General features: G+C 63.9%; 23 protein-coding genes. 18 read left to right on the top strand and 5 right to left on the bottom strand.

The features are described 5' to 3' along the window. Nucleotides 1–203: 203 nt before the first annotated feature. On the top strand, nucleotides 204–1073 hold the full coding sequence (locus tag ACK4FK_RS13290) for a hypothetical protein (RefSeq protein WP_409745446.1): 870 nt from the start codon (nucleotides 204–206) through the stop codon (nucleotides 1071–1073). A gap of 9 nt (nucleotides 1074–1082) precedes the next feature. Here the strand turns inward: ACK4FK_RS13290 and ACK4FK_RS13285 are convergent, their stop codons facing one another. Both ACK4FK_RS13285 and ACK4FK_RS13280 read right to left on the bottom strand, forming a co-directional pair. Further along, on the bottom strand, nucleotides 1083–1898 hold the full coding sequence (locus tag ACK4FK_RS13285) for a hypothetical protein (protein WP_409745445.1): 816 nt from the start codon (nucleotides 1896–1898) through the stop codon (nucleotides 1083–1085). 185 nt (nucleotides 1899–2083) lie between these two features. Continuing rightward, a complete protein-coding gene (locus ACK4FK_RS13280; RefSeq protein WP_409745444.1) occupies nucleotides 2084–2536 on the bottom strand; it encodes a helix-turn-helix domain-containing protein in 453 nt (150 codons plus the stop codon). A 541-nt stretch (nucleotides 2537–3077) separates the two neighbouring features. On the opposite strand from ACK4FK_RS13280, the gene ACK4FK_RS13275 reads away from it, so the two are divergent. The 7 genes from ACK4FK_RS13275 (at nucleotide 3078) to hisA (ending at nucleotide 9456) form a co-directional block, all read left to right on the top strand. Next, entirely contained in the window at nucleotides 3078–5435 is a 2358-nt protein-coding gene (locus ACK4FK_RS13275; protein WP_409745443.1) for a methyl-accepting chemotaxis protein, read from the top strand. 428 nt (nucleotides 5436–5863) lie between these two features. Then, nucleotides 5864–6319, top strand: coding sequence for a hypothetical protein (locus tag ACK4FK_RS13270; protein ID WP_409745442.1), 456 nt, complete (start codon nucleotides 5864–5866; stop codon nucleotides 6317–6319). Between the two features lie 130 nt (nucleotides 6320–6449). Further along, nucleotides 6450–7043 carry an imidazoleglycerol-phosphate dehydratase HisB gene (gene hisB, locus ACK4FK_RS13265; protein WP_409745441.1) on the top strand — a complete coding sequence of 198 codons (594 nt, stop codon included), beginning with the start codon at nucleotides 6450–6452 and terminating at the stop codon, nucleotides 7041–7043. A gap of 13 nt (nucleotides 7044–7056) precedes the next feature. Beyond that, nucleotides 7057–7503 (top strand): DUF2628 domain-containing protein, encoded by a 447-nt coding sequence (locus ACK4FK_RS13260; RefSeq protein ID WP_409745440.1) that lies wholly within the window; start codon nucleotides 7057–7059, stop codon nucleotides 7501–7503. Beyond that, entirely contained in the window at nucleotides 7503–8147 is a 645-nt protein-coding gene (gene hisH, locus ACK4FK_RS13255) for an imidazole glycerol phosphate synthase subunit HisH (protein ID WP_409745439.1), read from the top strand. The genes ACK4FK_RS13260 and hisH overlap by 1 nt, the downstream gene beginning before the upstream one ends. Further along, nucleotides 8144–8722: an N-acetyltransferase family protein gene (locus ACK4FK_RS13250; protein ID WP_409745438.1), complete on the top strand. Its 579-nt coding sequence runs from the start codon at nucleotides 8144–8146 to the stop codon at nucleotides 8720–8722. Before hisH ends, ACK4FK_RS13250 begins: the two co-directional genes overlap by 4 nt. Further along, the gene (gene hisA / locus ACK4FK_RS13245; RefSeq protein WP_409745437.1) at nucleotides 8719–9456 is read left to right on the top strand and encodes a 1-(5-phosphoribosyl)-5-[(5-phosphoribosylamino)methylideneamino]imidazole-4-carboxamide isomerase; all 738 of its coding nucleotides are present in this window, start codon (nucleotides 8719–8721) and stop codon (nucleotides 9454–9456) included. The genes ACK4FK_RS13250 and hisA overlap by 4 nt, the downstream gene beginning before the upstream one ends. On the opposite strand, the gene ACK4FK_RS13240 is transcribed toward hisA, so the two are convergent. Beyond that, nucleotides 9453–10058 carry a TetR/AcrR family transcriptional regulator gene (locus tag ACK4FK_RS13240; RefSeq protein ID WP_409745436.1) on the bottom strand — a complete coding sequence of 202 codons (606 nt, stop codon included), beginning with the start codon at nucleotides 10056–10058 and terminating at the stop codon, nucleotides 9453–9455. The two genes, hisA and ACK4FK_RS13240, sit on opposite strands and share 4 nt — an antisense overlap. 328 nt (nucleotides 10059–10386) lie before the next feature. Between ACK4FK_RS13240 and ACK4FK_RS13235 the strand changes: the two genes are divergently transcribed. The 10 genes from ACK4FK_RS13235 (at nucleotide 10387) to ACK4FK_RS13190 (ending at nucleotide 20752) form a co-directional block, all read left to right on the top strand. Beyond that, nucleotides 10387–11217 (top strand): ABC transporter ATP-binding protein, encoded by an 831-nt coding sequence (locus ACK4FK_RS13235; protein WP_409745435.1) that lies wholly within the window; start codon nucleotides 10387–10389, stop codon nucleotides 11215–11217. Beyond that, a complete protein-coding gene (locus ACK4FK_RS13230; protein WP_409745434.1) occupies nucleotides 11201–12445 on the top strand; it encodes an ABC transporter substrate-binding protein in 1245 nt (414 codons plus the stop codon). Before ACK4FK_RS13235 ends, ACK4FK_RS13230 begins: the two co-directional genes overlap by 17 nt. After that, on the top strand, nucleotides 12442–13269 hold the full coding sequence (locus ACK4FK_RS13225; protein WP_409745433.1) for an ABC transporter permease: 828 nt from the start codon (nucleotides 12442–12444) through the stop codon (nucleotides 13267–13269). The genes ACK4FK_RS13230 and ACK4FK_RS13225 overlap by 4 nt, the downstream gene beginning before the upstream one ends. A 42-nt stretch (nucleotides 13270–13311) precedes the next feature. Beyond that, complete coding sequence (locus ACK4FK_RS13220) at nucleotides 13312–13857, top strand: OsmC family protein (RefSeq protein WP_409745432.1); 546 nt, start codon at nucleotides 13312–13314, stop codon at nucleotides 13855–13857. Nucleotides 13858–13912: 55 nt separating this feature from the next. After that, nucleotides 13913–15073 (top strand): acyl-CoA dehydrogenase family protein, encoded by a 1161-nt coding sequence (locus ACK4FK_RS13215; RefSeq protein ID WP_409745431.1) that lies wholly within the window; start codon nucleotides 13913–13915, stop codon nucleotides 15071–15073. A gap of 104 nt (nucleotides 15074–15177) precedes the next feature. Further along, on the top strand, nucleotides 15178–16419 hold the full coding sequence (locus ACK4FK_RS13210) for a PLP-dependent aminotransferase family protein (RefSeq protein WP_409745430.1): 1242 nt from the start codon (nucleotides 15178–15180) through the stop codon (nucleotides 16417–16419). An 88-nt stretch (nucleotides 16420–16507) separates the two neighbouring features. Further along, on the top strand, nucleotides 16508–17281 hold the full coding sequence (gene hisF, locus ACK4FK_RS13205) for an imidazole glycerol phosphate synthase subunit HisF (protein WP_409745429.1): 774 nt from the start codon (nucleotides 16508–16510) through the stop codon (nucleotides 17279–17281). 17 nt (nucleotides 17282–17298) lie between these two features. Next, entirely contained in the window at nucleotides 17299–17628 is a 330-nt protein-coding gene (locus tag ACK4FK_RS13200) for a phosphoribosyl-ATP diphosphatase (RefSeq protein ID WP_409745428.1), read from the top strand. Between the two features lie 43 nt (nucleotides 17629–17671). Beyond that, on the top strand, nucleotides 17672–18040 hold the full coding sequence (locus ACK4FK_RS13195; RefSeq protein ID WP_409745427.1) for a histidine triad nucleotide-binding protein: 369 nt from the start codon (nucleotides 17672–17674) through the stop codon (nucleotides 18038–18040). Between the two features lie 75 nt (nucleotides 18041–18115). Next, complete coding sequence (locus ACK4FK_RS13190) at nucleotides 18116–20752, top strand: cation-translocating P-type ATPase (protein ID WP_409745426.1); 2637 nt, start codon at nucleotides 18116–18118, stop codon at nucleotides 20750–20752. Here the strand turns inward: ACK4FK_RS13190 and ACK4FK_RS13185 are convergent. Together ACK4FK_RS13185 and ACK4FK_RS13180 are read right to left on the bottom strand one after the other, a co-directional pair. Then, nucleotides 20746–21468: a hypothetical protein gene (locus ACK4FK_RS13185; RefSeq protein ID WP_409745425.1), complete on the bottom strand. Its 723-nt coding sequence runs from the start codon at nucleotides 21466–21468 to the stop codon at nucleotides 20746–20748. The genes ACK4FK_RS13190 and ACK4FK_RS13185 overlap by 7 nt on opposite strands. A gap of 43 nt (nucleotides 21469–21511) precedes the next feature. After that, nucleotides 21512–23134: an MBL fold metallo-hydrolase gene (locus ACK4FK_RS13180; protein ID WP_409745424.1), complete on the bottom strand. Its 1623-nt coding sequence runs from the start codon at nucleotides 23132–23134 to the stop codon at nucleotides 21512–21514. Nucleotides 23135–23151: the final 17 nt, after the last annotated feature.

The following is a 23151-nucleotide window of genomic DNA, read 5'->3' as shown; positions in this document are numbered from 1 at the left end:
TGCCCTATCATGTAGGGAGGCAGGGTCATGCATGCAAGCCGCCGCCCGCCGCCAGGCGTTGCCGGGACGGCGGTCTGCAACCGGCGGTCTATGCGGCTTTGGTCGGGAGGCGAGTACGGGTGTAGGTCGCCCCCTCGACTCCCGCCGAGCCCTATCCTAGACTTTTATCCACATCGGCTGATGGTCGCGGCCGGGGGGAATGCATGAATTATCTCATTGATCCGAACGGAAACTGGTGGCGCTGGCCGTCTGCGAACCTGGCCGAGCGTCTCGGTTATCCCGACCCCGATTTCGACATGCCGTCTTATGCCGCGCGTAACCTCGGCTATGTCTGGCTGCTGGTGCAGCCGAACGTCACGTTCCTGCAGTTTCGCGCCGGCATGCTCAGCCGCTTCTGCCTCGACTCGCTCAAGCCCTATCTGCGCAAGGCGGTGAAGGACAAGCCGGTCGGCCTGGTCTATTTTGCCAGCGGCTGGCTCGAGGAAGCCTATGTGGATGCCGAGCCCCTGCTGGCGCGCATGGACGAACTCGCCTTCCTGCGCGAACCCCGCATGCGGGATCTGTTCATCCGGAAGCCCCATGAGCCACGCGACTGGGCGCACCATACCCATCGCGACCTAGCAGGCTTGTTTGAGCTCTGGCGGTTTGTCGATGGCCAATATACTCCGCCGGTAGAGCGTTATTTGAAGCAGACCGGACTGATTAATAGAACGGTTCATGTCGAGCCGGCCAACGACGGCAACCTGTATGTGAATACCAGTGGTGCCGGCTTCACCGTTTACGATGATTTCTCTTTTCAGAACTGCATTGGTCGTCTGCTGACCGATCAACCTGACAAAGCCTATGGGCGTTGGATTGAAGCCACATATAAGAACTGTTTGGTGACGGGCGATCCAGTACTCGACGATGTTGATGCCATTATTGAACAAGATGGGCATGATCCCCGCCGCCGGCGCTATCAGCGTGTAATTTTACGCTGGCGGACGCCGGACGGCAGGCGACTCATTACAGGCAGTTCACTGGTCAATGCGACCATCTCGATACCATTGGGCGTCGAGAAGCCTTCTGCTTAGTTACATAGTTCAGTTGGCAAACTGCCGCTGCTCGGTGGTATTCGCTTTGCGCTGCTGTTTTTCTTCTGCTTCTTCTAGCAGGGCTTCGAAGCGCGTCATGTCAGCCAGCATCTCAACCTGAGGCATCCAAACCAGTGTGCCCTGATAATGGGGGCCAACCGGCGAATTATACCAGTCCATGGCTGGCTCAACACGTTGATAGCCATACGCAGCAGCAACGCCCATTTCAACCAGCTTGGTGCTGACAAAGCTGATAGTGTAATCCGTATCCCATTTTGTATAGGCCAATGCCCGTGAGATACGCGGCAGAATCACAGCCATATGGCGCCGGCGATAATCAGGATGAATCCAGGTACATCCTGAATAGACGACGCGGCCTTTGATATGAGTCGCGCTCGGCGCACTGATGGTGCAGCTTTCGCCGGTGTGGCGCATGCGGACTGGATCTGCATAGAACAGTTTCAGGCTTTCAATGGCTTCGCCCAGATTGCTCTCGGTCAGATCAAACAAGTGGGCTGCTTGCGTGCTAATGATCTCACCGTCGCTGTTGCGCCCAATCAGCCAAAATCCCTTGCTGGCATCGATGCCGCTGTAGTGGCAGTCAAAAGTCGGCGGCAGGCCGTACCAGTGCTTCAAGTTCATTTTGTTTACGTCGCGCAGGAGCTCAAAATCGACGCTGAGTTCCAGCGTGATGCCGCGATCGCGGGCGGCCTTGTCGGCGGCCAGGAAGAAATGGCCAAGCTGTTCGCGTGGACCATGCTTGAGAGTGATCTGATCGAGAAGCCGCTGGGATTTCTGGCCAAGACGCGGGTAGTGGATAGACATGCATGCCTCCGTTGCAGGGTGGTAACGGAGGCGACTCTACACACTTGGGGTTACCCCTGCATGGGGAATGCATGTTTCAGGTTGTGGTAGTATTGAAATGCAGGGATGAAAAAGCCGGGCCCTTTGCGGGCCCGGCTTATACAAGTGTCAGCGATGGGAGGCGTTGAAACGATCACCCGAGGCGATCAGGACCGCACCGTCTCCGGTTGTTCGTCTTCGCCCTCGGGTTTGCCGCTATAGGAGGCTGCCGCCGCCTTGATCAGCTGGAAAATCCGGTCGCGCACCATCGGGTCGGTGATCTTGCCGAAGTTGCGCACCAGTTCCAGCGCCTGACGCCGCGAAACCGGGCTCTTGTCCTGTTCGATCTCGGACACCACCGCATGTTCGGGACGGGCCGTGGGCTGTTGCTCGATGCCTGGCATGTCCTCGAAGAAATACGAGGGCGGCACGTTCAGAATCTGGGCGAACTGCTGCAGGCGGCTGGCGCCGATGCGGTTCAGGCCCTTTTCGTATTTCTGGATCTGCTGAAAGCTCAATCCCACCGAGGCGCCGAGCCGCTCCTGGCTGAAACCCGCCAAGGTCCGGCAAGCGCGCAGCCGGGCCCCGACATGCGCGTCGTAAGGGTTCGGTTTACGCATCGACTTCTCCATCCAAAGTGAGTCAGTACACCCGATTAATGTAGTGTTTTTACCACCACTTGGGCGCCGCTGCTACCCGGTTGCAACTTTAGGCTTGCTCCAAAATCGGGGATATTTCCGCCACTTACACAATCTTGGCGGTCCGGGAATCCGCTTTATGCGAGAATGGCTTAGCCCGGCGACAACCATGGCGTCGGCCGCCTTCGCGCCGTCCGGCGAAACTGCCATCCCCGGTGTAAAATTTTGATAACCCATTCGCCTGGCCGGTCTCTTGACCGCAACCGGGCGTATCGCGAGGGTAGTGCCGGCAGGAGGAAACACCGTTTGGAGGCGCAGTGTCGCAAGCCCGGCTGCCCGGCCGGCGCAACGGTGCCAGGAGTTTTTGTACATGCGTGATGCTCTCTCCCCTGCCGCAGCCACCATCCCGGCCGCCATCATCCCCCCGGTTGCCGCCATCCCGGTTGCCGCCCGCCATCCCTGATCCATCCCCAGCAGATCGCCCAATTCCGGCCGGCGCCGCCGGCCGCCCATGGAGAATCCTATGGCCGTTTCATTTGCCGCTTCCGGCAACACGCCCGCCGAGCCCGTCAACCACGATCAGCCGAACGGGGACCCGACCCCAAATAATCCAACCCCGGTAAATCCAACCCCGGTAAATCCAGCCCGGGGAAATCTGGCCGCCCTGCTGGGGCGGCTGGGCATCCGGCTGCGCATCGCCATCGGTTTTGCCATCGCACTGGCGCTGCTGGCCATCGTGGCGGCGGCGGCGATCGTCGGCATCCAGCGCGGCGGCGACGCCTTCTCGATTTATGACCGGGTCGCCAGCAACAATCAGCGCCTGCAGGAATTCGAGCGCGACCTGATCGACCTGCGCCGCAATCTGCTGCTGTTCATCGAGCGCGACGATCCGCGCGGCCTGCTGGGCACGCGCCGGCTGGAACCGAAGATGACAGAGACGCTTGCCGCCATGCTGGAAACGACGCGCGACCCGCAGCGCAAGGCATTGTTCGGCGAAATCGAGCCCCTGCTGAAAAAGGTGTTCGGCAACCTCTCGCTGGCGCTGGACGCACGCAACATGCTGAAGGAAATCAACGGCAGCCAGCTTGAAGTCTATGGTCCGCGCGCACGCGAAAGCCTGATGCAGCTGGTGCGCGCCGCGATCCGCCAGAACAAGCTGGCCACCGCCACCGAGGCCGGCCTGGTGCTGGATGCCTTCTCCGAGATACGCATTGCCGCCACGCGGTTTGTCGGCCAGGGCGATATGGCGATGGCGGCCGAGGCGCGCGGCAAGGTCGGCGTTTTCGTCGACATGATCACCGATCTTAAGAATCAGCTCGAGAATGAGGAGCAGCTCAAACTGGCTGCCGAAGCCGAGCAATTTGCCAAGCAATACGAGGCCGGCATCCTGAATGCCGCCACTGCGGCCGGCGACATCAATCGCCTGGTCTATCAGGAGATGGAGGCCGATATCGCGCAGATCACCGAACGGCTGGAGCAGATCAGGACCGGCCAGTCCGCCCTGCTGATTGCCGAGCGTGAGGCCGCTGCCACGGCTTTCATGGCCACCTCGCTCACTGTTCTGATCGTCTCGCTCGCGGCTTTTGCCATCGGTCTGCTGTTTGCGTGGCTGATCGGCCGCAGCATCGCCAATCCGGTGACGGCATTGACCGAGGCGATGGCCGTTCTGGCAAAAGGCGATTACGCGGTCAGCGTGCCGGGAGCGGACCGCGGCGACGAGATCGGCCGCATGGCCGCCGCCGTTGTGGTGTTCAAGCAGAATGGCGAGGAGAACCAGCGCCTGCGCGATGCGGTCGAAGCCGAACGCCAGGCGGCGGAACGCAGCCGTACCGAGCAGGATGCCCTGCTCGATCGTGCGGTTGGAGAAATCGTTGCCGCCGCGGCCAATGGCAATCTGGAACAGCGCATCGACACCGCCCCGCTCAGCGGCGTGGCGGCTCGTCTGGGCGACGGCATCAATCGCCTGCTCGATGCCATCGGCGGCGCCATCGGCGCAGTCGGCGGCGTGCTGTCCGGACTGGCGGCCGGCGATCTGACGCGGCGCGTGGATGGCGAATATCGCGGCGTCTTCGCCAAGCTGCAGGGCGACGTCAACACGGCGGGCAGCACTCTTGCCGACGCGATGAAACAGATTGCCGAGAATGCCAATGCCGTGCGCGACGCCTCGGCGGAGATCTCGACGGGCAGCCAGGACCTGGCGCAGCGCACGGAGAGCCAGGCGGCGGCGCTGGAGCAGACGGCCGCCTCGATGCACGAGGTGACGGCGACGGTGAAGCAGAATGCCGACAATGCCCAGGCGGCGAACCAGCTGGCGGTGGCGGCCCGCGACACGGCGGAGAAGGGCGGTGGCGTGGTGGGCCGGGCGGTCTCGGCGGTGACGCAGATCGAGGAGAGCGCCCGCAAGATCTCCGACATCGTGTCGCTGATCGACGAGATCGCCTTCCAGACCAACCTGCTGGCGCTGAATGCCAGTGTGGAGGCGGCCCGCGCCGGCGAGGCGGGCAAGGGCTTTGCGGTGGTGGCGCAGGAGGTGCGCGCCCTGGCGCAGCGCTCGGCCAACGCGTCGAAGGACATCAAGGCGCTGATCCAGGACTCGAATGCCCAGGTCAAGACCGGGGCGGCCCTGGTGAACCAGACCGGCGCGTCGCTGAGCGAGATCGTGACCGCGATCAAGAAGGTGTCGGACATCGTGGCCGAGATCGCGGCGGCCTCGGCGGAGCAGGCGCGCGGGCTGGAGGAAGTGAACGGGGCCGTGGTCAACATGGACGAGATGACCCAGCGCAACGGCGCCCTGGTCGAGCAGACCAATGCCTCGGCGCAGACCCTGGCCAACCAGGCGGAAGCTCTGGCCGGCCTGCTGGCCAGGTTCCGCGTCACCTGAACGTGATTCCCCGATGGCGTGGAGGCGAGGAAGGATCGCGGGGCTGCGACCATCGTCTAAGACATGGTAAATGCAGGAAGAATTGATTTCTTTAGAGTTCTAGTTTAATTCTTTCAGGTGAATACAAGAGCATTCTTAAACCTATCATAAAAGCGGTATTTTTTCGGTTTTTCACTCGCCAAAAAAGAGTAATGACGTTAGTCTGGACTCGTTAAGCGAGTCCGGCGGTCTGTAAACAAAGGATTTTTTGCTCGCATATCGAGTGGTAGCCACCCCAAGCGCTGTAACAGGCTGCAACCGAACCAAACGGTTAATGAATACGGTGAATCAAGGAAACTTTTCCGTCGCGATCATCCGCCCCGCCTCGCGCCCCGCTCCTGCCCCGCAGCAGCCCGGCGAGAGGCGCGATGACGGCTGAGGCCCAAGCCATGGCTGATCGGCTCCGTCGGGTTCTGGCCCTGATGCAGGCCACGCCGATGCCGCTTGATCTGATCGACAATCCCGGCCGCACCGGTCAATGGCTGGTGACCCTGCAGAATCTGCAGCAATGCCTGGCCGTCATGCGCGGAGACGCCCGCACACCTGCGGGCCAGCCGGCGGAAAGCCGCGGCGAGCGTCTCACCCGCCTGTTCAACCGCATGATCGCCGGTCTGCCGGCTGGCTGCCTCAGCGAATTGTCGCCGGTGATCAAGCTGGGACTCCTGCGGCCCCTGCTGCAGGATCTGGAGGCCATTGAACGCCGCCTGCGCGGGCATCCGATTTACGAGGTGGCGGCGCTGGGGGTTTGGCTGTCGCAATACCGCCTGGCGCTGGCTGACATGGCGGCCCGCCATGCGGCGCCCGAACCGCCCCTGCGCCCGCCCGAGACGGTGGCGTTGACCTGACCCAAGCTGCCTAGCCTGACCGGCCGGTTCCTGCTATACCGCGCCCGTCTGCGTGTTCCTCCCGCGTATTCCGGCTGCGGAGCCGCATGGCCGTACCAGTCCAGGCCGTATCAGTGCAAGGAGAGTGCCCATGGCCGCCCGTCAGGCCAGCATTGCCCGGAAAACCAAGGAAACCGAGATTGCCGTCAAGCTCGATCTCGATGGCACCGGCGTCTACAGGATCGCCACCGGGGTGGGCTTCCTCGACCATATGCTCGAACAGCTTTCCCGCCACAGCCTGATCGACCTGGAGGTGCAGGCCAAGGGCGACATCCATATCGATTTCCATCACCTGACCGAAGATACCGGCATCGTGATCGGCCAGGCCGTGGCCAAGGCGCTGGGCGACCGCGCCGGCATCCAGCGTTACGGCGATGCCCTGATCCCGATGGACGAGACGCTGACGCGCGTTGCGCTCGATGTCTCGAACCGGCCCTACCTGATCTGGAAGGTGAACTTCACCCGGCCGAAACTCGGCGACATGGATACCGAGCTGTTCAAGGAGTGGTTCCAGGCCTTCGCGCAGAATGCCGGCATCACGCTGCATGTCGAGAATCTCTACGGCGAGAACAACCACCATATCGTCGAGACCTGCTACAAGGGCCTCGCCCGTGCCCTGCGCGCCGCCTTCACGCTGGATCCGCGCAGTCCGCATGCGGTGCCCTCCACCAAAGGCACGCTGTAAAAGCGGGGCAATCATGCGTTTCTTCACCTTGCATGAGCGCCCCGGCAAGACCGGCGGCGATCCGCAGGTCGTGGCCGTGGGCAGCAGCTTTTCCTGGTGGGCGGCATTGTTCCCGCCGCTCTGGCTGCTGCGCCATCGCCTCTGGCTCGGCCTGGCCGGCTATCTGCTACTCAGCCTGGTCTGGGGCGTTGCGCTGGAACTGGGCGATATCGCCGAACCGGCCGCCACGGTGCTGGCGCTGGGGACAAGCTTCCTGATCGGCGCCATGGCGGCGGATTACCGGCGCTGGACCCTGGCCCGTCGCGGCTGGCGCTTCATGGGCGTGCTGCGCGCCGATAATGCGCGCGAGGCCGAGGAACGGTTTATCCGCGGCCATGCGATGGCGGCCCAGCCGGTCGCCGCCCCCGCACCGCGGGTCCTGCCGCCGCAGCAGACCGACGCGTTTCCGAGGCTGGTGTGATGAAGCTGTCCCTGATCGATTACGGCTCGGGCAACCTGCGGTCGGCGGCCAAGGCGATCCAGCGTGCCGCCGATGAAAACAACATCGCCCTTGACCTTGCCGTTACCGCCGACACAAGAACGGTCGCCGCGGCCGATGCCATCGTGCTGCCGGGCGTGGGCGCCTTTGCCGATTGCTATCGGGGCCTGAGCAGCCTGCCTGGCATGATCGAGACGCTGAACGAGCAGGTGATCAAGGGCGGCAAGCCGTTCCTGGGCATCTGCGTCGGGATGCAGTTGATGGCTACGGTCGGCCGCGAGCATGGCGAGCATAAGGGCCTGGGCTGGATCGACGGTGCCGTGGAATTGCTGCGGCCAGCCGATCCGGCGCTGAAGGTGCCGCACATGGGCTGGAACCAGCTGCGTCTGCTGCAGCCGCAGCATCCGGTGCTGGCCGGCATCGCGTCGGGCGATCATGCCTATTTCGTGCACAGCTATCACTTGCGGCCCAGCGATCCGGCCGTGGTGCTGGCCGAGGCCGACTATGGCGGCGCGGTGGTGGCGGCCATCGGCCGCGCCAACATGGTGGGCACGCAGTTCCATCCCGAGAAGAGCCAGGCCACCGGCCTGCGCCTGCTGGCGAATTTCCTGCGGTGGCGGCCATGAACGGCAAGCCAGAGGATGAGCAGGCCATGAATGTGAAGCTGCAGCAGATCAAACCCAATGCGGTGGTCGAGAAGGTGGCGTCGCTTGGCGACGACGAGATCGACGAATTGTGCGAGGCGGCCGAGAAGGCGATCATCGACGGCAATGGCTTCGGCTGGTTGAAGGTGCCGCCGCGCCGCGTGCTGGAAAGCTACTGGCGCGGTGTGCTGCTGATGCCGCAGCGCGACCTGTTCGTGGCGCGGCTGGATGGTGCGATCGTCGGCTCGGCGCAGTTGCTGCGCCCGCCGCCCAACAACGAGGCGCAGGCGCATTCCGCCACCCTCACCACCTTCTTCATCGCGCCCTGGGCCCGTGGCCATGGCTTGGCCCGCGGCCTGGTGAAAGTGGTGGAGGATACTGCGCGCGAGGCCGGCTTCCGTCAGATCGATCTCGATTTCCGCGCCACCCAGACGGCAGCGATCCAGCTCTGCGAACAGGCCGGCTACAAACGCTGGGGCACCAAGGCGCATTATGCCTTCGTCGATGGCGTCTATGTGGATGGCTATTTCTATACCAAGGCTCTGGTTGCCGAATGACCGCGCTCAATCTTTATCCCGCCATCGATCTGAAGAACGGCGAATGCGTGCGCCTGCAGCAGGGCGACATGAACCGCGTCACGGTCTTCAACCGCGATCCGGCGGCGCAGGCAAGGCAATGGCAGGATGCGGGCTTTCGCTATCTGCATCTGGTCGACCTGGACGGCGCCTTCGCCGGCAAGCCGGCCAATGCCGACGCCGTGCGCGCCATTCGCAAGGCGGTGACCCTGCCGATCCAGCTTGGCGGCGGCATCCGCGACGAGGCCACGATCGAAAGCTGGCTCGATGCCGGCATCACCCGCGTGATCCTTGGCACCATTGCCGTGCGCAATCCCGATCTGGTGAAGGCCGCCGCAAAGCGCTGGCCGGGCAAGATCGTCGTCGGCATCGATGCCCGTTCGGGCCGCGTGGCGGTGGAAGGCTGGGCCGAGGCCAGCGATCTGGATGCCATCGACCTGGCGAAGAAATTCGTCGATGCCGGCGTGGCGGCCATCGTCTACACCGATATCGACCGCGATGGCCTGTTGAAAGGCGTGAATGTCGCGGCCACCGCGGCGATGGCGCGCGCCGTGCCGATCCCGGTGATCGCCTCGGGCGGCCTGGCCGGCATCGAGGATGTGATCGCGCTCAAGCAGGAAGCCGCCAGAGGGGCGGCCATCGACGGCGCCATCCTGGGCCGTGCGCTCTATGACGGCCGCATCGATCCGGCCGCCGCCTTGAAGGAAGCCGCCTAGGCCGCTTTCGGCAGGGCCGCGTCGAGGATCGCGCCGGCTGCCGCCGCGGCGTGATCGGCCATCGCCGGCTGCCGCGTCACCATCGCGGCGACGATGGCGCCATCCATCAAAAGGCCGATCTGATGCGCCAGCGCATCGGGGGCATTGATGCCCGCCTCGCGCGCCAGGCGGCCGAAAAACTCCAGCACCGCGCCTTTATGCTTCAGCGTCAGGCCGCGCAGCCGCGTCTCGCCCTTGTCATGCTCGGCCACGGCATTGATGAAGGCGCAGCCGAAATAATCCTCGCGCTCGAACCAGCTGCGTAAAACCGGGAACACCGCTTTCAGCTTCTGCGCCGGCGTGCGGCCGGCCGCATCCACGGCCGAGAAGAACCAGTCGCGCCATTCCTCGCCCTCACGCTCCAGCACGGCGTAGAGCAGGCCTTCCTTCGAGCCGAAGCGGTTGTACAGCGTCATTCGCGCCACGCCGGACTCGGCGATGATGCGGTCGATGCCGGTGGCATGGATGCCGTCGCGGCAGAACAGCAGCTTGGCGGTGCTCAGCAGCCGTTCGGTCGGCTGGGCAGTACCATCGGTTTCGGGGCTGGTGGGCTGCAGCGGCATGATGCTCCGAGAAGACTCTGAACGGATCGGTCTGTCTAGGCCTTTGTATAAGCCAGGTGCCGCTTGGCGGATAGTCGCAATAAGAGCTGTGGAATTGCCCAAGATTCCGGCCTCTGCCTGCCGGCACTGCATCCTTTACGGTCAAACGCGGCTGCTGGAGCATATAGGAAACTACTAAGTCATTGAAAAACATGACTTGGCATCAAGCTTGCTGTAGATAGACCGATCATTCTTGTTGGAGTGATACGGAAAGGGCAAAGCCGGATGATCCACCCCGCGCGCCATACCCTGCGTAGTTTGCCGGCATTCCTGCTGGGGCCCCACCCCCATGTATAAACCCGGCGCGCATATCCGGTTGCAGGGCATCGGCCACCAGTATCGCCGCGGCCAGCCGGCCCTGCGCGGCATCGAGGCCGAAATCCAGCCCTGCGAGGCCGTGGCGCTGATCGGCCGCTCGGGCTGCGGCAAATCCACCCTGCTGCATATCATCGCCGGGCTGCTCAAGCCTGCCGAGGGCCAGGTGCTGATCGATGGCGAGATCGTGCGCGGCCCGTCGCCGAAATGGAACATGATGTTCCAGTCGCCCTCGCTCTATCCATGGATGAGCGTGGGCGAGAATGCGGCGCTGGGCCTGAAATTCGCCGGCGTCAGGCCGGCCGAACGCCGCGCCATCGTGCAGGATCTCCTCACGCTGGTGCAGCTCGGCGAGCATTATGACACGCCGGCCCTGCAGCTTTCCGGCGGCCAGCAGCAGCGCGTGGCGCTGGCCCGCTCGCTGGCCACGCAGCCCGATGTGCTGCTGCTCGACGAACCCTTCTCGGCGCTGGATGCCTTCACGCGCGCAGCTTTGCAGCGCGACGTGCGCCGTATCTGCCGCGAGCGCAAGATCACGCTGGTGCTGGTGACGCACGATATCGACGAAGCCGTGCTGATGGCCGATTGCGCGCTGGTGATGAATGCCAATCCGGGCTGCATCGCCGCGGTCACCCGCATCGACCTGCCGGAGGACCGCCATCGTGGCGACCCCGCCGTGCTGGCCGAGCGCGACCGGCTGCTGAAACTCTTTGAGGGCAGCACCGGGCAGCACCTGCCGCGCGCCGAGAACGACAGCGACCTTTCCCAGACCAGAAACGAGGCGAACTATGTGCGAGCAGTGTGACAGCGGCAACCTGATCGACCATGGCGCCGGTGCTGCGAAAGGCGGTCTGACGCGGCGCGGCTATCTCGACCTGATGGCGGCCGGCGGCCTGGCCGTGATGGGCGCGCTGAAGCCCGGCCTGTCATTCGCGCAGCCGAAGGATGATGTGGTGCGCATCGGCTATCTGCCGATCACTGACGCCACCGCCCTGCTGGTGGCCCATGGCATGGGCTTCTTCAAGGAGGAAGGCCTGGTCGCCGAGAAGCCGACGCTGATCCGCTCATGGTCGTCGCTGGTGGAAAGTTTCGCCGCGCAGAAATTCAATCTGGTGCATTTGCTGAAACCGATCCCGGTCTGGATGCGCTACAACAACAAGTTCCCCGTCAAGATCATGGCCTGGGCGCATACCAACGGCTCGGCCATCGTGGTCGGCAAGGATGCCGGCATCGACAGCTTCGCCGATCTGCGCGGCAAGCAGGTCGCCGTGCCCTACTGGTATTCCATGCACAATATCGTGCTGCAGATGGCCATGCGGGCGAATGGCGTGAAGGCCGTGATCAGGGAGCAGGGTCAGCCTCTGGCGGCCGATGAATGCAACCTGCAGGTCATGGCGCCGCCCGACATGCCGCCGGCCTTGGCGGCCAAGAAGATCGACGCCTACATCGTTGCCGAGCCCTTCAACGCCCTGGGCGAGCTGCGTGCCGGCGCCAGGATGCTGCGCTTCACCGGCGACATATGGAAGAACCATCCCTGCTGCGTGGTCTGCATGCACGAGGCCGACACCAAGGAGCGGTCCGAATGGACGCAGAAGGTGATCAACGCCGTGGTGAAGGCGCAGGTCTATGCCAGTGCCAACAAGAAGGAAGTCGCCAAGCTGCTGTCGCGCGACGGCATGGAATACCTGCCGGTGCCGCAGGATGTGGTCGAACGCGCCATGACGCTCTATGACACCGGCACCTATGCGGCGCCGCCGGCGATCAAACATCCCGACTGGAAAAATGGCCGCATCGATTTCAACGGCTTCCCCTATGCCTCGGCCACGAAACTGATCGTCAAGGCGATGAACGAGACCGTGGTGTCGGGCGACACCACCTTCCTCGGCGGCCTCGACCCTGATTTCGTTGCGAAAGATCTGGTCGACGACCGCTTCATCCGTCAGGCGTTGGCCAAGTTCCCCGACTGGCGCAAGGATCCGACCGTGCCGACCGGCAGCGATCCCTTCACCCGCGAGGAGGTCATCGCACTGTGAGCCTGGCGCTCGACATGCCGGCGGTACGCAAACGGCCGGGGCTGTCGCCGGCCCTGCGGTCGCGGCTTTCGTCGCTGGGCAATGCAGCGCTCGGCATCGGGCTGCTGCTTGGCCTGTGGTGGATCGGTGGCTGGATCGTGGCCGGCAATCCGGCCACCGCCAATTTCGCCGGCTTCGCGCCCGGCCCGGCCTTCAAGAGTTTATGGAAGCTGATCTCTGGCGGCAGCCTGTGGTCCACCATGCAGCCCAGCCTGCTGCGCATCCTGGGCGGCATGGCCTGGGCGATTGCCGTCGGCGTGCCCGTGGGCATCGCCATCGGGCGTATCGCGGCCCTGCGCAACCTGACCCATGTGCCGTTCCAGTTCCTGCGCATGATCAGCCCGCTGTCGTGGATGCCGATTGCGGTGCTGAGCTTCTCAAGCTGGGAGGGCGCCATCGTCTTCCTGATCTTCGCCGCCGCCGTCTGGCCGATCACCTTTGCCACCGCCAACGGCATCCGCAAGATCGATCCGGCCTGGTTCAAGGTGGCGCGCAATCTCGGTGCGCGCTCGTGGCAGATGCTGCTGCAGATCATCCTGCCGGCCGCCGCGCAGGATGTGCTCACCGGCATACGGCTGGCGCTTGGCACCGCCTGGGTGGTGCTGGTGCCGGCGGAATATCTCGGCGTTACCAGCGGCCTTGGCTACGCCATCAACGACGCACGCGACACCCTGGAATACGACCGCCTTGCCGCCATCGTGGTGGTGATCGGCGCGGTCGGCTTCCTGCTCGACTGGATCTGTCTGACCCTGATCAAGCGCTACGGCTGGACCAGGGAAGGATGAACCCCGCGCAAAAAGACGAAAAACCCTGAAAGGAGTCTGATAATGAGCGCCAATCCCGTACCCGCTACCGCCATCACCGGCTGTCTCGCCCCGATCGACAAGAACGGCCTGATGGACCTGATCGCCAAGGGCAAGGAAAACCCGAAGGCGATCAAGACGCTGAAGTGCAAGACCGTGGCCGAAGGCCGCTTCCGGCATCTCAACTACATCCGCAACCTGCCGCCCTATATCGTCGACGAGCCGCCGGGCCTGCTGGGCGACGACACCGCGCCGAATCCCTCCGAGGCTTCGCTGGCGGCGTTGGGCTCGTGCATTGCCGTTGGCATCCATGCCAATGCGGTGGCACGCAACATCACCATCCGCAAGCTTGAGCTGGAACTGGAAGCCGACATCAACATCACCGCCGTCTGGGGCACCGGCGACACTTCGCCCAAGCCGGTTGGCTTTGATGCCGTGCGCATCAAGGTCGATCTGGATGCCGATGCGCCCAAGGCCGACCTCGAAGAGCTGGTCCAGCATGTGAAGAAGTGGTCGCCGGTTGCCAACACCTTCATGAAGCCGGTCGGCGTGGATGTCGTGCTGGGCTGACGCCCGGCCGCATCGCTGACTCCAGAGACGATCGTCGCAGCCCAAGGAGATGCCCATGTCCGCCGCCCTCGCTTCCGCCACCCTGTCGGAACCGGTGCCCGTTACCGCGGCGGGCATGATCCCGGCCGCATCTCCTGCGGGCCGCGACGATCTGCTGGTCGGTTTGCGCGACATTGTCGCCAGCGACCTGGCGCCGCAGGTGCACAAGATCGACCATGAAGGCTTCTATCCCGATGCGGTTCTGCGCAGCTTCGGCCAGGCCGGCGCCTTCACAGCTCATGTCGGGGCGAAGCCCGACCTGATCACGGCCATCGAGGCGATGGCTCTGGCCGGCGAACACTGCCTGTCCACGGCGTTCTGCATCTGGTGCCAGGATGCCCTGGCCTGGTATCTGGCGCAGAGCCAGAATGCCGCGCCGCGCGAGGCCCTGCTGGGCGAGGTGGCGCAGGGCGCGCGGCTGGGCGGCACCGGCCTGTCGAATCCGATGAAAAGCTTTTTCGGCATCGAACAGCTGCGGCTGAAGGGCCGCCGCGTGAAGGGCGGCTACGAGGTTTCCGGCGGCCTGCCTTGGGTATCGAATCTGGGCGACGACCATCTGTTCGGCGCCGTCTTCGAACTGGCCGACGCGCCGCAGCACCGCGTGATGGCGGTGGTGGATTGCAGCCGCGAGGATATCGTGCTGCGCCAGTCCACCCATTTCCTGGCGCTGGAAGGCACCCGCACCATGGCGGTGAATTTCCGCAAGGCCTTCATCCCCGACAGCATGGTGCTGGCCGAGCCGGTGGAAGGGTTCATCAGGCGCATCCGCGCCGGCTTCATCCTGCTGCAGGCCGGCATGGCCTTCGGCCTGATCCAGGGCTGCGTCAACATCATGCGCGGCACCGAAAAGGGCCTGGGCCACATCAACAAATACATCCCCGAACAGCCGGCGATGTTCGAGGATGCCCTGGCGGGGATGCGCGAAACCGTGCATGGCCTGGCCGCCACGCCGTTCGAGGCCGATCCGGCCTACTGGCGGGCGGTGATCGAGGCCCGCCTGGCGGCCGGCGACTGGTCGCTGAAAGCTGCCCAGGCCGCCATGCTGCATGCCGGTGCCTCGGGCTATATCGTCGGCGCCGCCGCCCAGCGGCGCCTGCGGGAGTCCTACTTTGTCGCCATTGTCACCCCGGCGACCAAGCAGCTGCGCAAGATGCTGGCCGATCTGGACGCGAAATAAACGCGAATTTCCCACGTTTCGGCGCCGGCGCTTTCCTGCCGGTGCCGGGCTCGTTTATGGTGGCGGCAGCAAGAGGAAACCCCCGAGCCGTCACGAGCCACCCCATGTCCGAATCCGTATTCCCCGGCCTGTCCCAGAGCGTCGCCACCCTGCGCGCCTCCGAAATCCGCGAACTGCTGAAGCTGATCGCCCGGCCGGAAATCATCTCCTTTGCCGGCGGCATCCCGGATCCGGCCCTGTTCCCGCTGGAGTCCATCGGCAAGGCCTATCAGTCCGTGCTGCAGAACCCGACCATGGCCGGCGAGGCCTTTCAGTATTCGATCAGCGAAGGTTATCCGCCGCTGCGCAACTGGATCGTGGGTTATCTGAAAAGCCATGGCATCGAAGCGGGCATCGAGCAGGTGCTGATCACCTCGGGCGCGCAGCAGGCGCTGGATTTCCTCGGCCGCGCCCTGATCAATCCCGGCGACGCCGTGGTGATGTCCTCGCCCAGCTATCTCGGCGCCATCCAGGTCTTCGGCACCTATCAGCCGACATTCATCTCGGTGCCGATGGACGACGAGGGCGTGCTGCTGAACGAGCTGGAAGCGGCCTTCAGGCAGAAGCCGAAATTCTTCTACCTCACGCCCGATTTCTGCAATCCGGCCGGCATCACCACCTCTCTGGCCCGCCGCCAGGCGATCCTGAAGCTGGCGCACCGCTACAACGTGGCCATCCTGGAGGATTCACCCTACGAGGAACTGCGCTACGAAAATGCCCGCATCCCCAGCTTCGCCGCGCTGGAACAGCAATATCTCGCCGGCCCCGACGCCGACGGCAAGCGCCTGGTGGTCTATATCGGCAGCCTGTCGAAGGTGCTGACGCCCGCGCTGCGCATCGGCTGGATCTGCGCCGATCCGTCGCTGATCAACAAGTTGGTGCTGCTCAAGCAGGCCTCCGACCTGCATTGCAGCACGATCAACCAGATGGTGGCCTGCGACATCGCCAAGGCCTCGCATGCCAGCCAGATCGAGAAACTGCGCAAGGCCTACAAGGAGCGGCGCGACGTGATGCTCGAGGCGCTGGAACGCTGCCTGCCCAAGGAGGTGCGGTTCACCCGGCCCGATGGCGGCATGTTCATCTGGCTGGAATTCCCCGATGGCATCGACGGCGCCGAATTGCTGGCCGAAGCCGTGAAGGACATCCAGGTCGCCTTCGTGCCCGGCTCGGCCTTCTATGCCAACGACGTCAAGCGCAACACCGCACGCTTAAGCTTCTCGCTCGGCGAGCCCGCCCGCATCCGCGAGGGCATCGAGCGGCTGGCGGCCCTGCTGCAGAACAAGCTGCGCGCCAACCGCGCGGCCTGAACTCCAAAAGGCGGGTTTTGCCGGTAAAACCGCTTCCGCTGGGGGCAGCGATCCGCTATGACCGGGGCCGGAAACTGGATCCTGGATCATGACCCTGAAAGTCCGTGTCATACCCTGCCTCGACGTGAAGGACGGCCGCGTCGTCAAGGGCGTCAATTTCGTCAACCTGCGCGATGCCGGCGATCCGGTCGAGCAGGCGGCGGTGTATGACGCCGCCGGCGCCGACGAACTGACTTTCCTTGACATCACGGCCTCGTCGGATGCGCGCGACACGCTGTATGACGTGGTGGCGCGCACCGCCGAACGCTGCTTCATGCCGCTCACCGTGGGCGGTGGTGTGCGCGTGGTGGAAGACGTGCGCAAGCTGCTGCTGGCTGGTGCCGACAAGGCGTCGATCAACACCGCCGCCGTCAACCGGCCGGACTTCGTGCGCGAGGCGGCCGAGAAATTCGGCAGCCAGTGCGTGGTGGTGGCCATCGACGCGCGCAATGTGGCGCCAGCGGGAAGTCCGGGCAAATGGGAGGTCTTCACCCATGGCGGCCGCAATGCCACCGGCCTGGATGCGGTCGAATGGGCCAAGCGCATGGCTGCCTATGGCGCCGGCGAAATCCTGCTTACCTCGATGGATCGCGACGGCACCGAAAAAGGCTTCGACCTCGATCTCACCCGTGCGGTGGCCGATGCCGTCAGCATCCCGGTGGTGGCCTCGGGCGGCGTGGGCAACCTGGATCACTTCGTCGATGGCGTCGTGCAGGGCCATGCCTCGGCCGTGCTGGCGGCCTCGATTTTCCATTTCGGCCGCCATAGCATAGCCGAAGCCAAGCAGCGCATGGCTGCTGCCGGTATTCCGGTACGGCTCTAGGGAAGGGAACCGACGCGATGGGCGAGAACCGCGACACGCTGGAACGTCTCTATGATGTGATCCTCAGCCGCAAGGGCGGCGATCCGGCGGTTTCGCATACCGCCAAGCTGTTCGCCAAGGGCCGCGCCAAGATCGCCCAGAAGATGGGCGAGGAAGCCGTCGAACTTGCCATCGCCGCGGTGTCGGAAACGCGCGAGGAAATGATCTCGGAAAGCGCCGACCTGGTGTTCCACCTGCTGGTGCTGTGGGCCGAATGCGGCATTACCATCGAGGATGTGCGCGCCGAACTGCGCCGCCGCGAAGGCCAGTCGGGCATCGAGGAAAAGAAGGCGCGCCAGCTCACCTGAAGATTCCCATCTCACCTGAAGATTCGAGGGGACGGAAGAGACCATGGCCTACGATCCGAACAACGTGTTTGCGAAAATCCTGCGCGGCGAGATTCCGTGCAAGAAGGTGCATGAGAGCAAGCACAGCCTGGCTTTTCACGACATCAATCCGCTGTCGCCCATCCATGTGCTGGTGATCCCGAAGGGCGCCTATGTCGATTTCGACGATTTCTCGGCCAAGGCATCGCCCGAGGAACAGGTCGATTACATCAGGGCCATCGGCGATACCGCCCGTGCGGTCGGCGCCGATGAAGGCGGCTACCGCCTGCTCAGCAATTGCGGCGTCAATGCCAACCAGGAAGTGCCACACCTGCATGTCCATATCTTCGGTGGCCGCATGCTGGGCCGCATGCTGAAGAAGGACGGGGAATAGCCAATACGCGCCATTGGCGTGCGGCTTTGACCTTCATCAAGTGCAAGACGGCGCCTGCCATGGCAGGATGCCGGCATGAGTCCGCCGCCCCATGAGCCGATCCACAGCCTGCCGGTCGAAACGGCGCTGGCGCGGCTGGGCAGCGCGCCGGGCGGTCTGAGCGGCGCAGACGCCGCTGCCCGGCTTCGCCAGCATGGCCCCAACCGCCTGCCCGAGGCCCGCGCCCGCACCATGCTGGGCGTGGCCCTGCATCAGTTCCGCTCGCCCTTCATCTATCTGCTGCTGGTCGCCGCCGGGGTCAGCCTGCTGCTCGGGCATCTGGCGGATGCCGGGTTCATCGCCATCGTGCTTCTGCTCAATGGCGGCATCGGCTTCTGGCAGGAATGGCGCGCCGAGACGCGGGCGCGGGCGCTGAAATCCCTGGTGCGCGGCCATGTGCCGGTCTGGCGCGACGGTGCGCTGGTTTCGCTCGATACCGAATTGCTGGTGCCCGGCGACGTGATCGAGCTGGAAAGCGGCGTGAAGATTCCGGCCGATCTTCGCCTGATCGAGGCCGATGCTCTGGAAGTCGACGAAAGCCTGCTGACCGGCGAATCCCTGGCGGTTGCCAAGGATGCTGCGCATGTCAGTGCGGCCGACGCGCCGCTGGGCGACCGCCTCGGCATGCTATTCGCCGGTGCGATGGTGCAGAGCGGCCGCGCCCGCGCCCTGGTGGCCGCCACCGGTCGGCATAGCGAGATCGGCCGCCTCGCGCTGGCCCTGCAGGTGGCGGGCGCGGCGCCGCCGCTGGTGCGGCGCATGGAGAGCTTCACCCGGCAGGTGGCGCTGGCCGCGCTGGTGCTGATCGCGCTGATCGCCGGGCTGGAAATCCTGCGCGGCGCCGGCATGGCCGAGATTTTCCTGCTGGCGGTGGCGCTCGCCGTCTCGGCCATACCCGAAGGCCTGCCGGTGGCGATGACCGTGGCGCTCTCGATCAGCGTGCACCGCATGAGCCAGCGGAATGTCGTGGTGCGCCACCTGCCGGCGGTGGAGGGCCTGGGCGCCTGCACCATGATCGCCACCGACAAGACCGGCACGCTCACGATCAACCGCCTCACGGTGGAAACCGTCTGGCTGCCGGATGTGGCCGAGAATGACGGCCGCGTCCTGCCCCAGGATATGCGCGTGCGCACCCTGGCGCTGACGGCGGCGCGATGCTCGGAATCCCATGGCGGCGCGGTCGACCATACCGGCGAAGAGATCGGCGATGCCGTCGATCTTGCCTTCCTGCGGCTGGCGCTCCGCTTCGACTACAATGCGGCGATGGAGGCGGTGGATCATCGCGGCCGCATCGCCTACGAACCGGCGCGGCGCTTTGCCGCCGATTTCCATGCCGACGGCGACGCATTGGTGGCCTATGTGAAAGGCGCGCCGGAAACCCTGCTCGACCTGTGCGGCGCCGACGCATGGGAGCCTGAACGCCGCGAGGCGGCCGAACGCGCCGTGCGGGCCCTGGCGGCCGATGGCTATCGTGTGATTGCCGTGGCCGCCGGTCCGGTCACCGAGCCGGAGGCTGAATCGCTGGACGGCCTCATCCTGCTCGGTTTCGCCGGTCTGATCGATCCGCTGCGGCCGGAAGCGCGTCAATCGGTGCGCGCGGCCCAGGCGGCCGGCATCCGCGTCGCCATGGTCACCGGCGATCATCCGCTCACCGCGCTGGCCATCGCGCGCCAACTCGATCTGGCCGCCGAGGGCGCGGCCGGCGAGGCACAGCTGATCACCGGCGGCGAGCTGAAAAAACTGGCGGCCGACCAGGCCGCCTTCGATGCGGCCGTGGCGCGCGCGCTGGTCTTCGCCCGCACCGAGCCGCTGCAAAAGCTGGCCATCGTCGAAAGCCTGCGCCGCCAGGGCCATGTAGTGGCCGTCACCGGCGACGGCATCAACGATGCCCCGGCACTGAAAAGCGCCGATATCGGCGTCGCCATGGGGCGCGGCGGCACCGACGTGGCGCGCGAGGCGGCCGACCTGATCCTGGTCGACGACAATTTCGCCTCCATCGTCGCCGGCATCGAGGAAGGCCGTGCCGCCTACGACAACCTGCGCAAGGTGATCCTGCTCTGCATCTCCACGGGCGCGGCCGAGATCCTGCTCATGCTGCTGGCCAGCCTCAGCGGCCTGCCGCCGCCGCTCTCGGCTGTGCAGCTCCTGTGGCTCAATCTCGTCACCAACGGCATCCAGGATGTGGCTCTGGCTTTCGAGAAGCCCGAGCCCGGCCTGCTGACCCGCCGGCCGCGACCCAGGCACAGCCGCATCTTCGACCGCCGCATGATCGAGCAGGTGGCATTGTCGGGCGCCGTGATCGGCCTGGCCAGCTTCGCCTTCTATGCCTGGGCCCTGCAGGGCCAGCATCTCTCGCTCGCCGCCGCCCAGGGCCTCACGCTGTGGCTGATCGTGTGGTTCGAGAATGCCCATGTGCTGAACTGCCGCTCGGAACGCCGTTCGCTGTTCCGCGTGCCGCTGTCGGGCAACTGGCTGCTGATCCTCGGCGTGCTGGCGGCGCAGGGCCTGCAATTTGCCGCTGCTTCCCTGCCCGGCATCGGGCCGATGCTGCGGCTGGAAGACGTTTCACTGCTGCATGGCGCCCTGCTTGCCCTGCCGGCGCTTTTGCTGGTACTCGCGATGGAAATCTACAAGGCGGCGCGGAAGGAAGAGGAAATGCCAAGAAATTATTGATGAATAATGTTGATTAACATATGCGGGCTAATTGGATAGGCTTTTGGTTCTGCTTTTGAAGTCAGATGGAAGAAATTTATAATTTTCCGGTCGTTAGTCAGAAAGTAGTCGAGTCCATTAACTTCCGCAGTCCAGATATGGAAGGCATCTTTATATTGCTCGAAAGATAATCCTTCCGAGAGTTCAATTAGGCGAGATCGATTCTGAAAATTCTTTTGTTGTATCTCTGGCGCTGCAGCCAGTTGATTCTTTATCTCAGGAGCATCCCAAAAAGAATCGGGAGTTCGGATTACGAGATCAACAAAATTAGGAATTGCCTGTTTTAGATTTTCTCGATTAAAGGCAATTGGAAATAAATAGGAAGGATCGAAAGCCGGATCTACTGTTTGCATATCTACATCTCGTAATAAATTACCTGTGCCATTTATTAATCCCGGGCGGCCGAGCCAATATTCAAAATCTAGTCCTAAATAAGTGAATGCAATTATGTGGCCAGTGCGGGCCAACTGGCCTGTTTCAGATAACGCTAAGATCTGATTAATACGCCAATGCTCGGTATCAGAAAAAGCTTCCTTTGGATGCTCAACCTCTACTTCATATCTGTGAGTGGTTGGTCCCCATTGAATCTCGCGGAACTCTTTTTTGATCTCTGTGGTAATTGCATCTCTCACCACAGATGTATCTACAAGAACTTTTATATTTTTATCGGGCCGCATTTTCTGTAGTAGAGCTATCAAGAAAATAAATTTTCATTGCTCTTCACCGCCCCAGCACGCGCTGCATCTTCTTCAGCAGGCGGCGGCGCTCGGCATCCGATTTCGCGCCGCGCAACTCGGCCTGCACCTGCAGCATCAGGCGCGCATAGTCGTTATGCCAGTCGTGCCCCGACAGCGCCTCGGCTTCGGCATAACGATCCAGCCGCTTCTGCACCTGTGGCGTCTTCAGCAGCTTGGGATGCGGGTGGTTCAGGGCATAAAACTCGTCCAGCCGCGGCGCGTAAACCTGCGGCAGGATGCCGTGCGGCAGCGCGCTCTTGTCCCACAACGCGATGGCGGCACGCAAAGCGCCGACCGCATCGGGCTCGCCATGGGTCAGCATCAGGCCGCGGCGGATCGGCAGACGGTCTTTCAGCCAATCCAGCAGCTCGTCATGATCGGCATGGCCGGAATAAATCTCCAGCTTGCGGATGCGTGCCCGCACCTCCAGCTCGTCGCCCTGGATGCGCACCGCCTTCTCGCCCTGCTCCAGCAGATAACCCAGCGTGCCCGGCGCCATATAGCCGATCAGCAGCACCGTGGCATTGGGTCGCCAGAGATTGTTCTTCAGGTGATGGCGGATGCGGCCGGCCTCGCACATGCCGCTGGCGGCGATGATGATGGCGCCGCCGGTCACCTGTTCGATCTGCATGCTTTCCTGCACGCTTTTGGTGAAGCGCAGGTTGCCGCCCTCGAAGGGCTGCGCGGTCGGCGCATGCACGCCATTCTCGCGGTGCAGGTATTTGGCGAACACGTCGGTGATGCTGAGCGCCAGCGGCGAATCGACAAAAACCGGCACGCGCTTCACATCGCCGTCATGCATCAGCTTGGTCAGGTCGGCCAGCAGTTCCTGGGTGCGCTCCACGGCGAAGGCCGGTATCACCAGGTTGCCGCCCAGGGCGAGCGCCTCGTTCACCTCCGCCGCCAGCGCCTTGCGGCGGCCCAGGGCATCGAGTTTCGGCCGCGGCCGGCCGCCATAGGTGGCTTCCATCACCACCACGTCCAGGTCGCGCGGGCCTTCGGCCGCATGCTGCAGCGCCTTGTGCTCAGGCCCGACATCGCCGGAGAACAGCAGCCGCAGGGGCTCGCGCTCGCCGCTGGCGACCTTCAGTTCGACCGAGGCCGCGCCCAGGATGTGGCCGGCATTCCACAGTCGGGCCTCGATGCCGGGGATCACCTCGAACCAGGTCTCGAAATCGCGCTTGGCGATCTGCTTCAGGCTGTCGACGGCATCCTGTTCGGTATAGATCGGCTGCACAATGCCGCGGCCGCGCCGCTGGTTGCGGCGGTTCAGCCGCTCGACCTCCATTTCCTGGATGCCGCCGGAATCGGGCAGCATGAAGCGCAGCAGGTCGGCGCTGCCCTCGGTGGTCATGATCGGGCCGGCAAACCCCGCCTTCACCAGTTTCGGGATCAGGCCGCTATGGTCGATATGGGCATGGGTCAGCAGCACGGCATCGATCTGGCGTGGATCGAAGGGCCAATTGCCGTAATTCAACTCCTTCAGCGTCTTGTCGCCCTGGAACATGCCGCAATCGACCAGGATGCTACGGTTGCCTACCTGCAGGCGGTAGCAGGATCCGGTGACGACGCCGGCGGCGCCATGAAAACTCAGTATTGCGGACATGACGGCACTCTCTCTGT

This window comes from Ferrovibrio sp., assembly GCF_046297895.1.
GTDB lineage: Bacteria > Pseudomonadota > Alphaproteobacteria > Ferrovibrionales > Ferrovibrionaceae > Ferrovibrio.
This window is presented reverse-complemented; position numbering and strand designations above follow the sequence as displayed.

What these genes read in the sequence shown, in the direction of transcription:
- ACK4FK_RS13290 (WP_409745446.1), top strand. Translation starts at nt 204, where the DNA reads ATGAATTATCTCATTGATCCGAACGGAAACTGGTGGCGCTGGCCGTCT.
- ACK4FK_RS13285 (WP_409745445.1), bottom strand. Translation starts at nt 1,898, where the DNA reads ATGTCTATCCACTACCCGCGTCTTGGCCAGAAATCCCAGCGGCTTCTC.
- ACK4FK_RS13280 (WP_409745444.1), bottom strand. Translation starts at nt 2,536, where the DNA reads ATGCGTAAACCGAACCCTTACGACGCGCATGTCGGGGCCCGGCTGCGC.
- ACK4FK_RS13275 (WP_409745443.1), top strand. Translation starts at nt 3,078, where the DNA reads ATGGCCGTTTCATTTGCCGCTTCCGGCAACACGCCCGCCGAGCCCGTC.
- ACK4FK_RS13270 (WP_409745442.1), top strand. Translation starts at nt 5,864, where the DNA reads ATGGCTGATCGGCTCCGTCGGGTTCTGGCCCTGATGCAGGCCACGCCG.
- hisB (WP_409745441.1), top strand. Translation starts at nt 6,450, where the DNA reads ATGGCCGCCCGTCAGGCCAGCATTGCCCGGAAAACCAAGGAAACCGAG.
- ACK4FK_RS13260 (WP_409745440.1), top strand. Translation starts at nt 7,057, where the DNA reads ATGCGTTTCTTCACCTTGCATGAGCGCCCCGGCAAGACCGGCGGCGAT.
- hisH (WP_409745439.1), top strand. Translation starts at nt 7,503, where the DNA reads ATGAAGCTGTCCCTGATCGATTACGGCTCGGGCAACCTGCGGTCGGCG.
- ACK4FK_RS13250 (WP_409745438.1), top strand. Translation starts at nt 8,144, where the DNA reads ATGAACGGCAAGCCAGAGGATGAGCAGGCCATGAATGTGAAGCTGCAG.
- hisA (WP_409745437.1), top strand. Translation starts at nt 8,719, where the DNA reads ATGACCGCGCTCAATCTTTATCCCGCCATCGATCTGAAGAACGGCGAA.
- ACK4FK_RS13240 (WP_409745436.1), bottom strand. Translation starts at nt 10,058, where the DNA reads ATGCCGCTGCAGCCCACCAGCCCCGAAACCGATGGTACTGCCCAGCCG.
- ACK4FK_RS13235 (WP_409745435.1), top strand. Translation starts at nt 10,387, where the DNA reads ATGTATAAACCCGGCGCGCATATCCGGTTGCAGGGCATCGGCCACCAG.
- ACK4FK_RS13230 (WP_409745434.1), top strand. Translation starts at nt 11,201, where the DNA reads ATGTGCGAGCAGTGTGACAGCGGCAACCTGATCGACCATGGCGCCGGT.
- ACK4FK_RS13220 (WP_409745432.1), top strand. Translation starts at nt 13,312, where the DNA reads ATGAGCGCCAATCCCGTACCCGCTACCGCCATCACCGGCTGTCTCGCC.
- ACK4FK_RS13215 (WP_409745431.1), top strand. Translation starts at nt 13,913, where the DNA reads ATGTCCGCCGCCCTCGCTTCCGCCACCCTGTCGGAACCGGTGCCCGTT.
- ACK4FK_RS13210 (WP_409745430.1), top strand. Translation starts at nt 15,178, where the DNA reads ATGTCCGAATCCGTATTCCCCGGCCTGTCCCAGAGCGTCGCCACCCTG.
- hisF (WP_409745429.1), top strand. Translation starts at nt 16,508, where the DNA reads ATGACCCTGAAAGTCCGTGTCATACCCTGCCTCGACGTGAAGGACGGC.
- ACK4FK_RS13200 (WP_409745428.1), top strand. Translation starts at nt 17,299, where the DNA reads ATGGGCGAGAACCGCGACACGCTGGAACGTCTCTATGATGTGATCCTC.
- ACK4FK_RS13195 (WP_409745427.1), top strand. Translation starts at nt 17,672, where the DNA reads ATGGCCTACGATCCGAACAACGTGTTTGCGAAAATCCTGCGCGGCGAG.
- ACK4FK_RS13190 (WP_409745426.1), top strand. Translation starts at nt 18,116, where the DNA reads ATGAGTCCGCCGCCCCATGAGCCGATCCACAGCCTGCCGGTCGAAACG.
- ACK4FK_RS13185 (WP_409745425.1), bottom strand. Translation starts at nt 21,468, where the DNA reads ATGCGGCCCGATAAAAATATAAAAGTTCTTGTAGATACATCTGTGGTG.
- ACK4FK_RS13180 (WP_409745424.1), bottom strand. Translation starts at nt 23,134, where the DNA reads ATGTCCGCAATACTGAGTTTTCATGGCGCCGCCGGCGTCGTCACCGGA.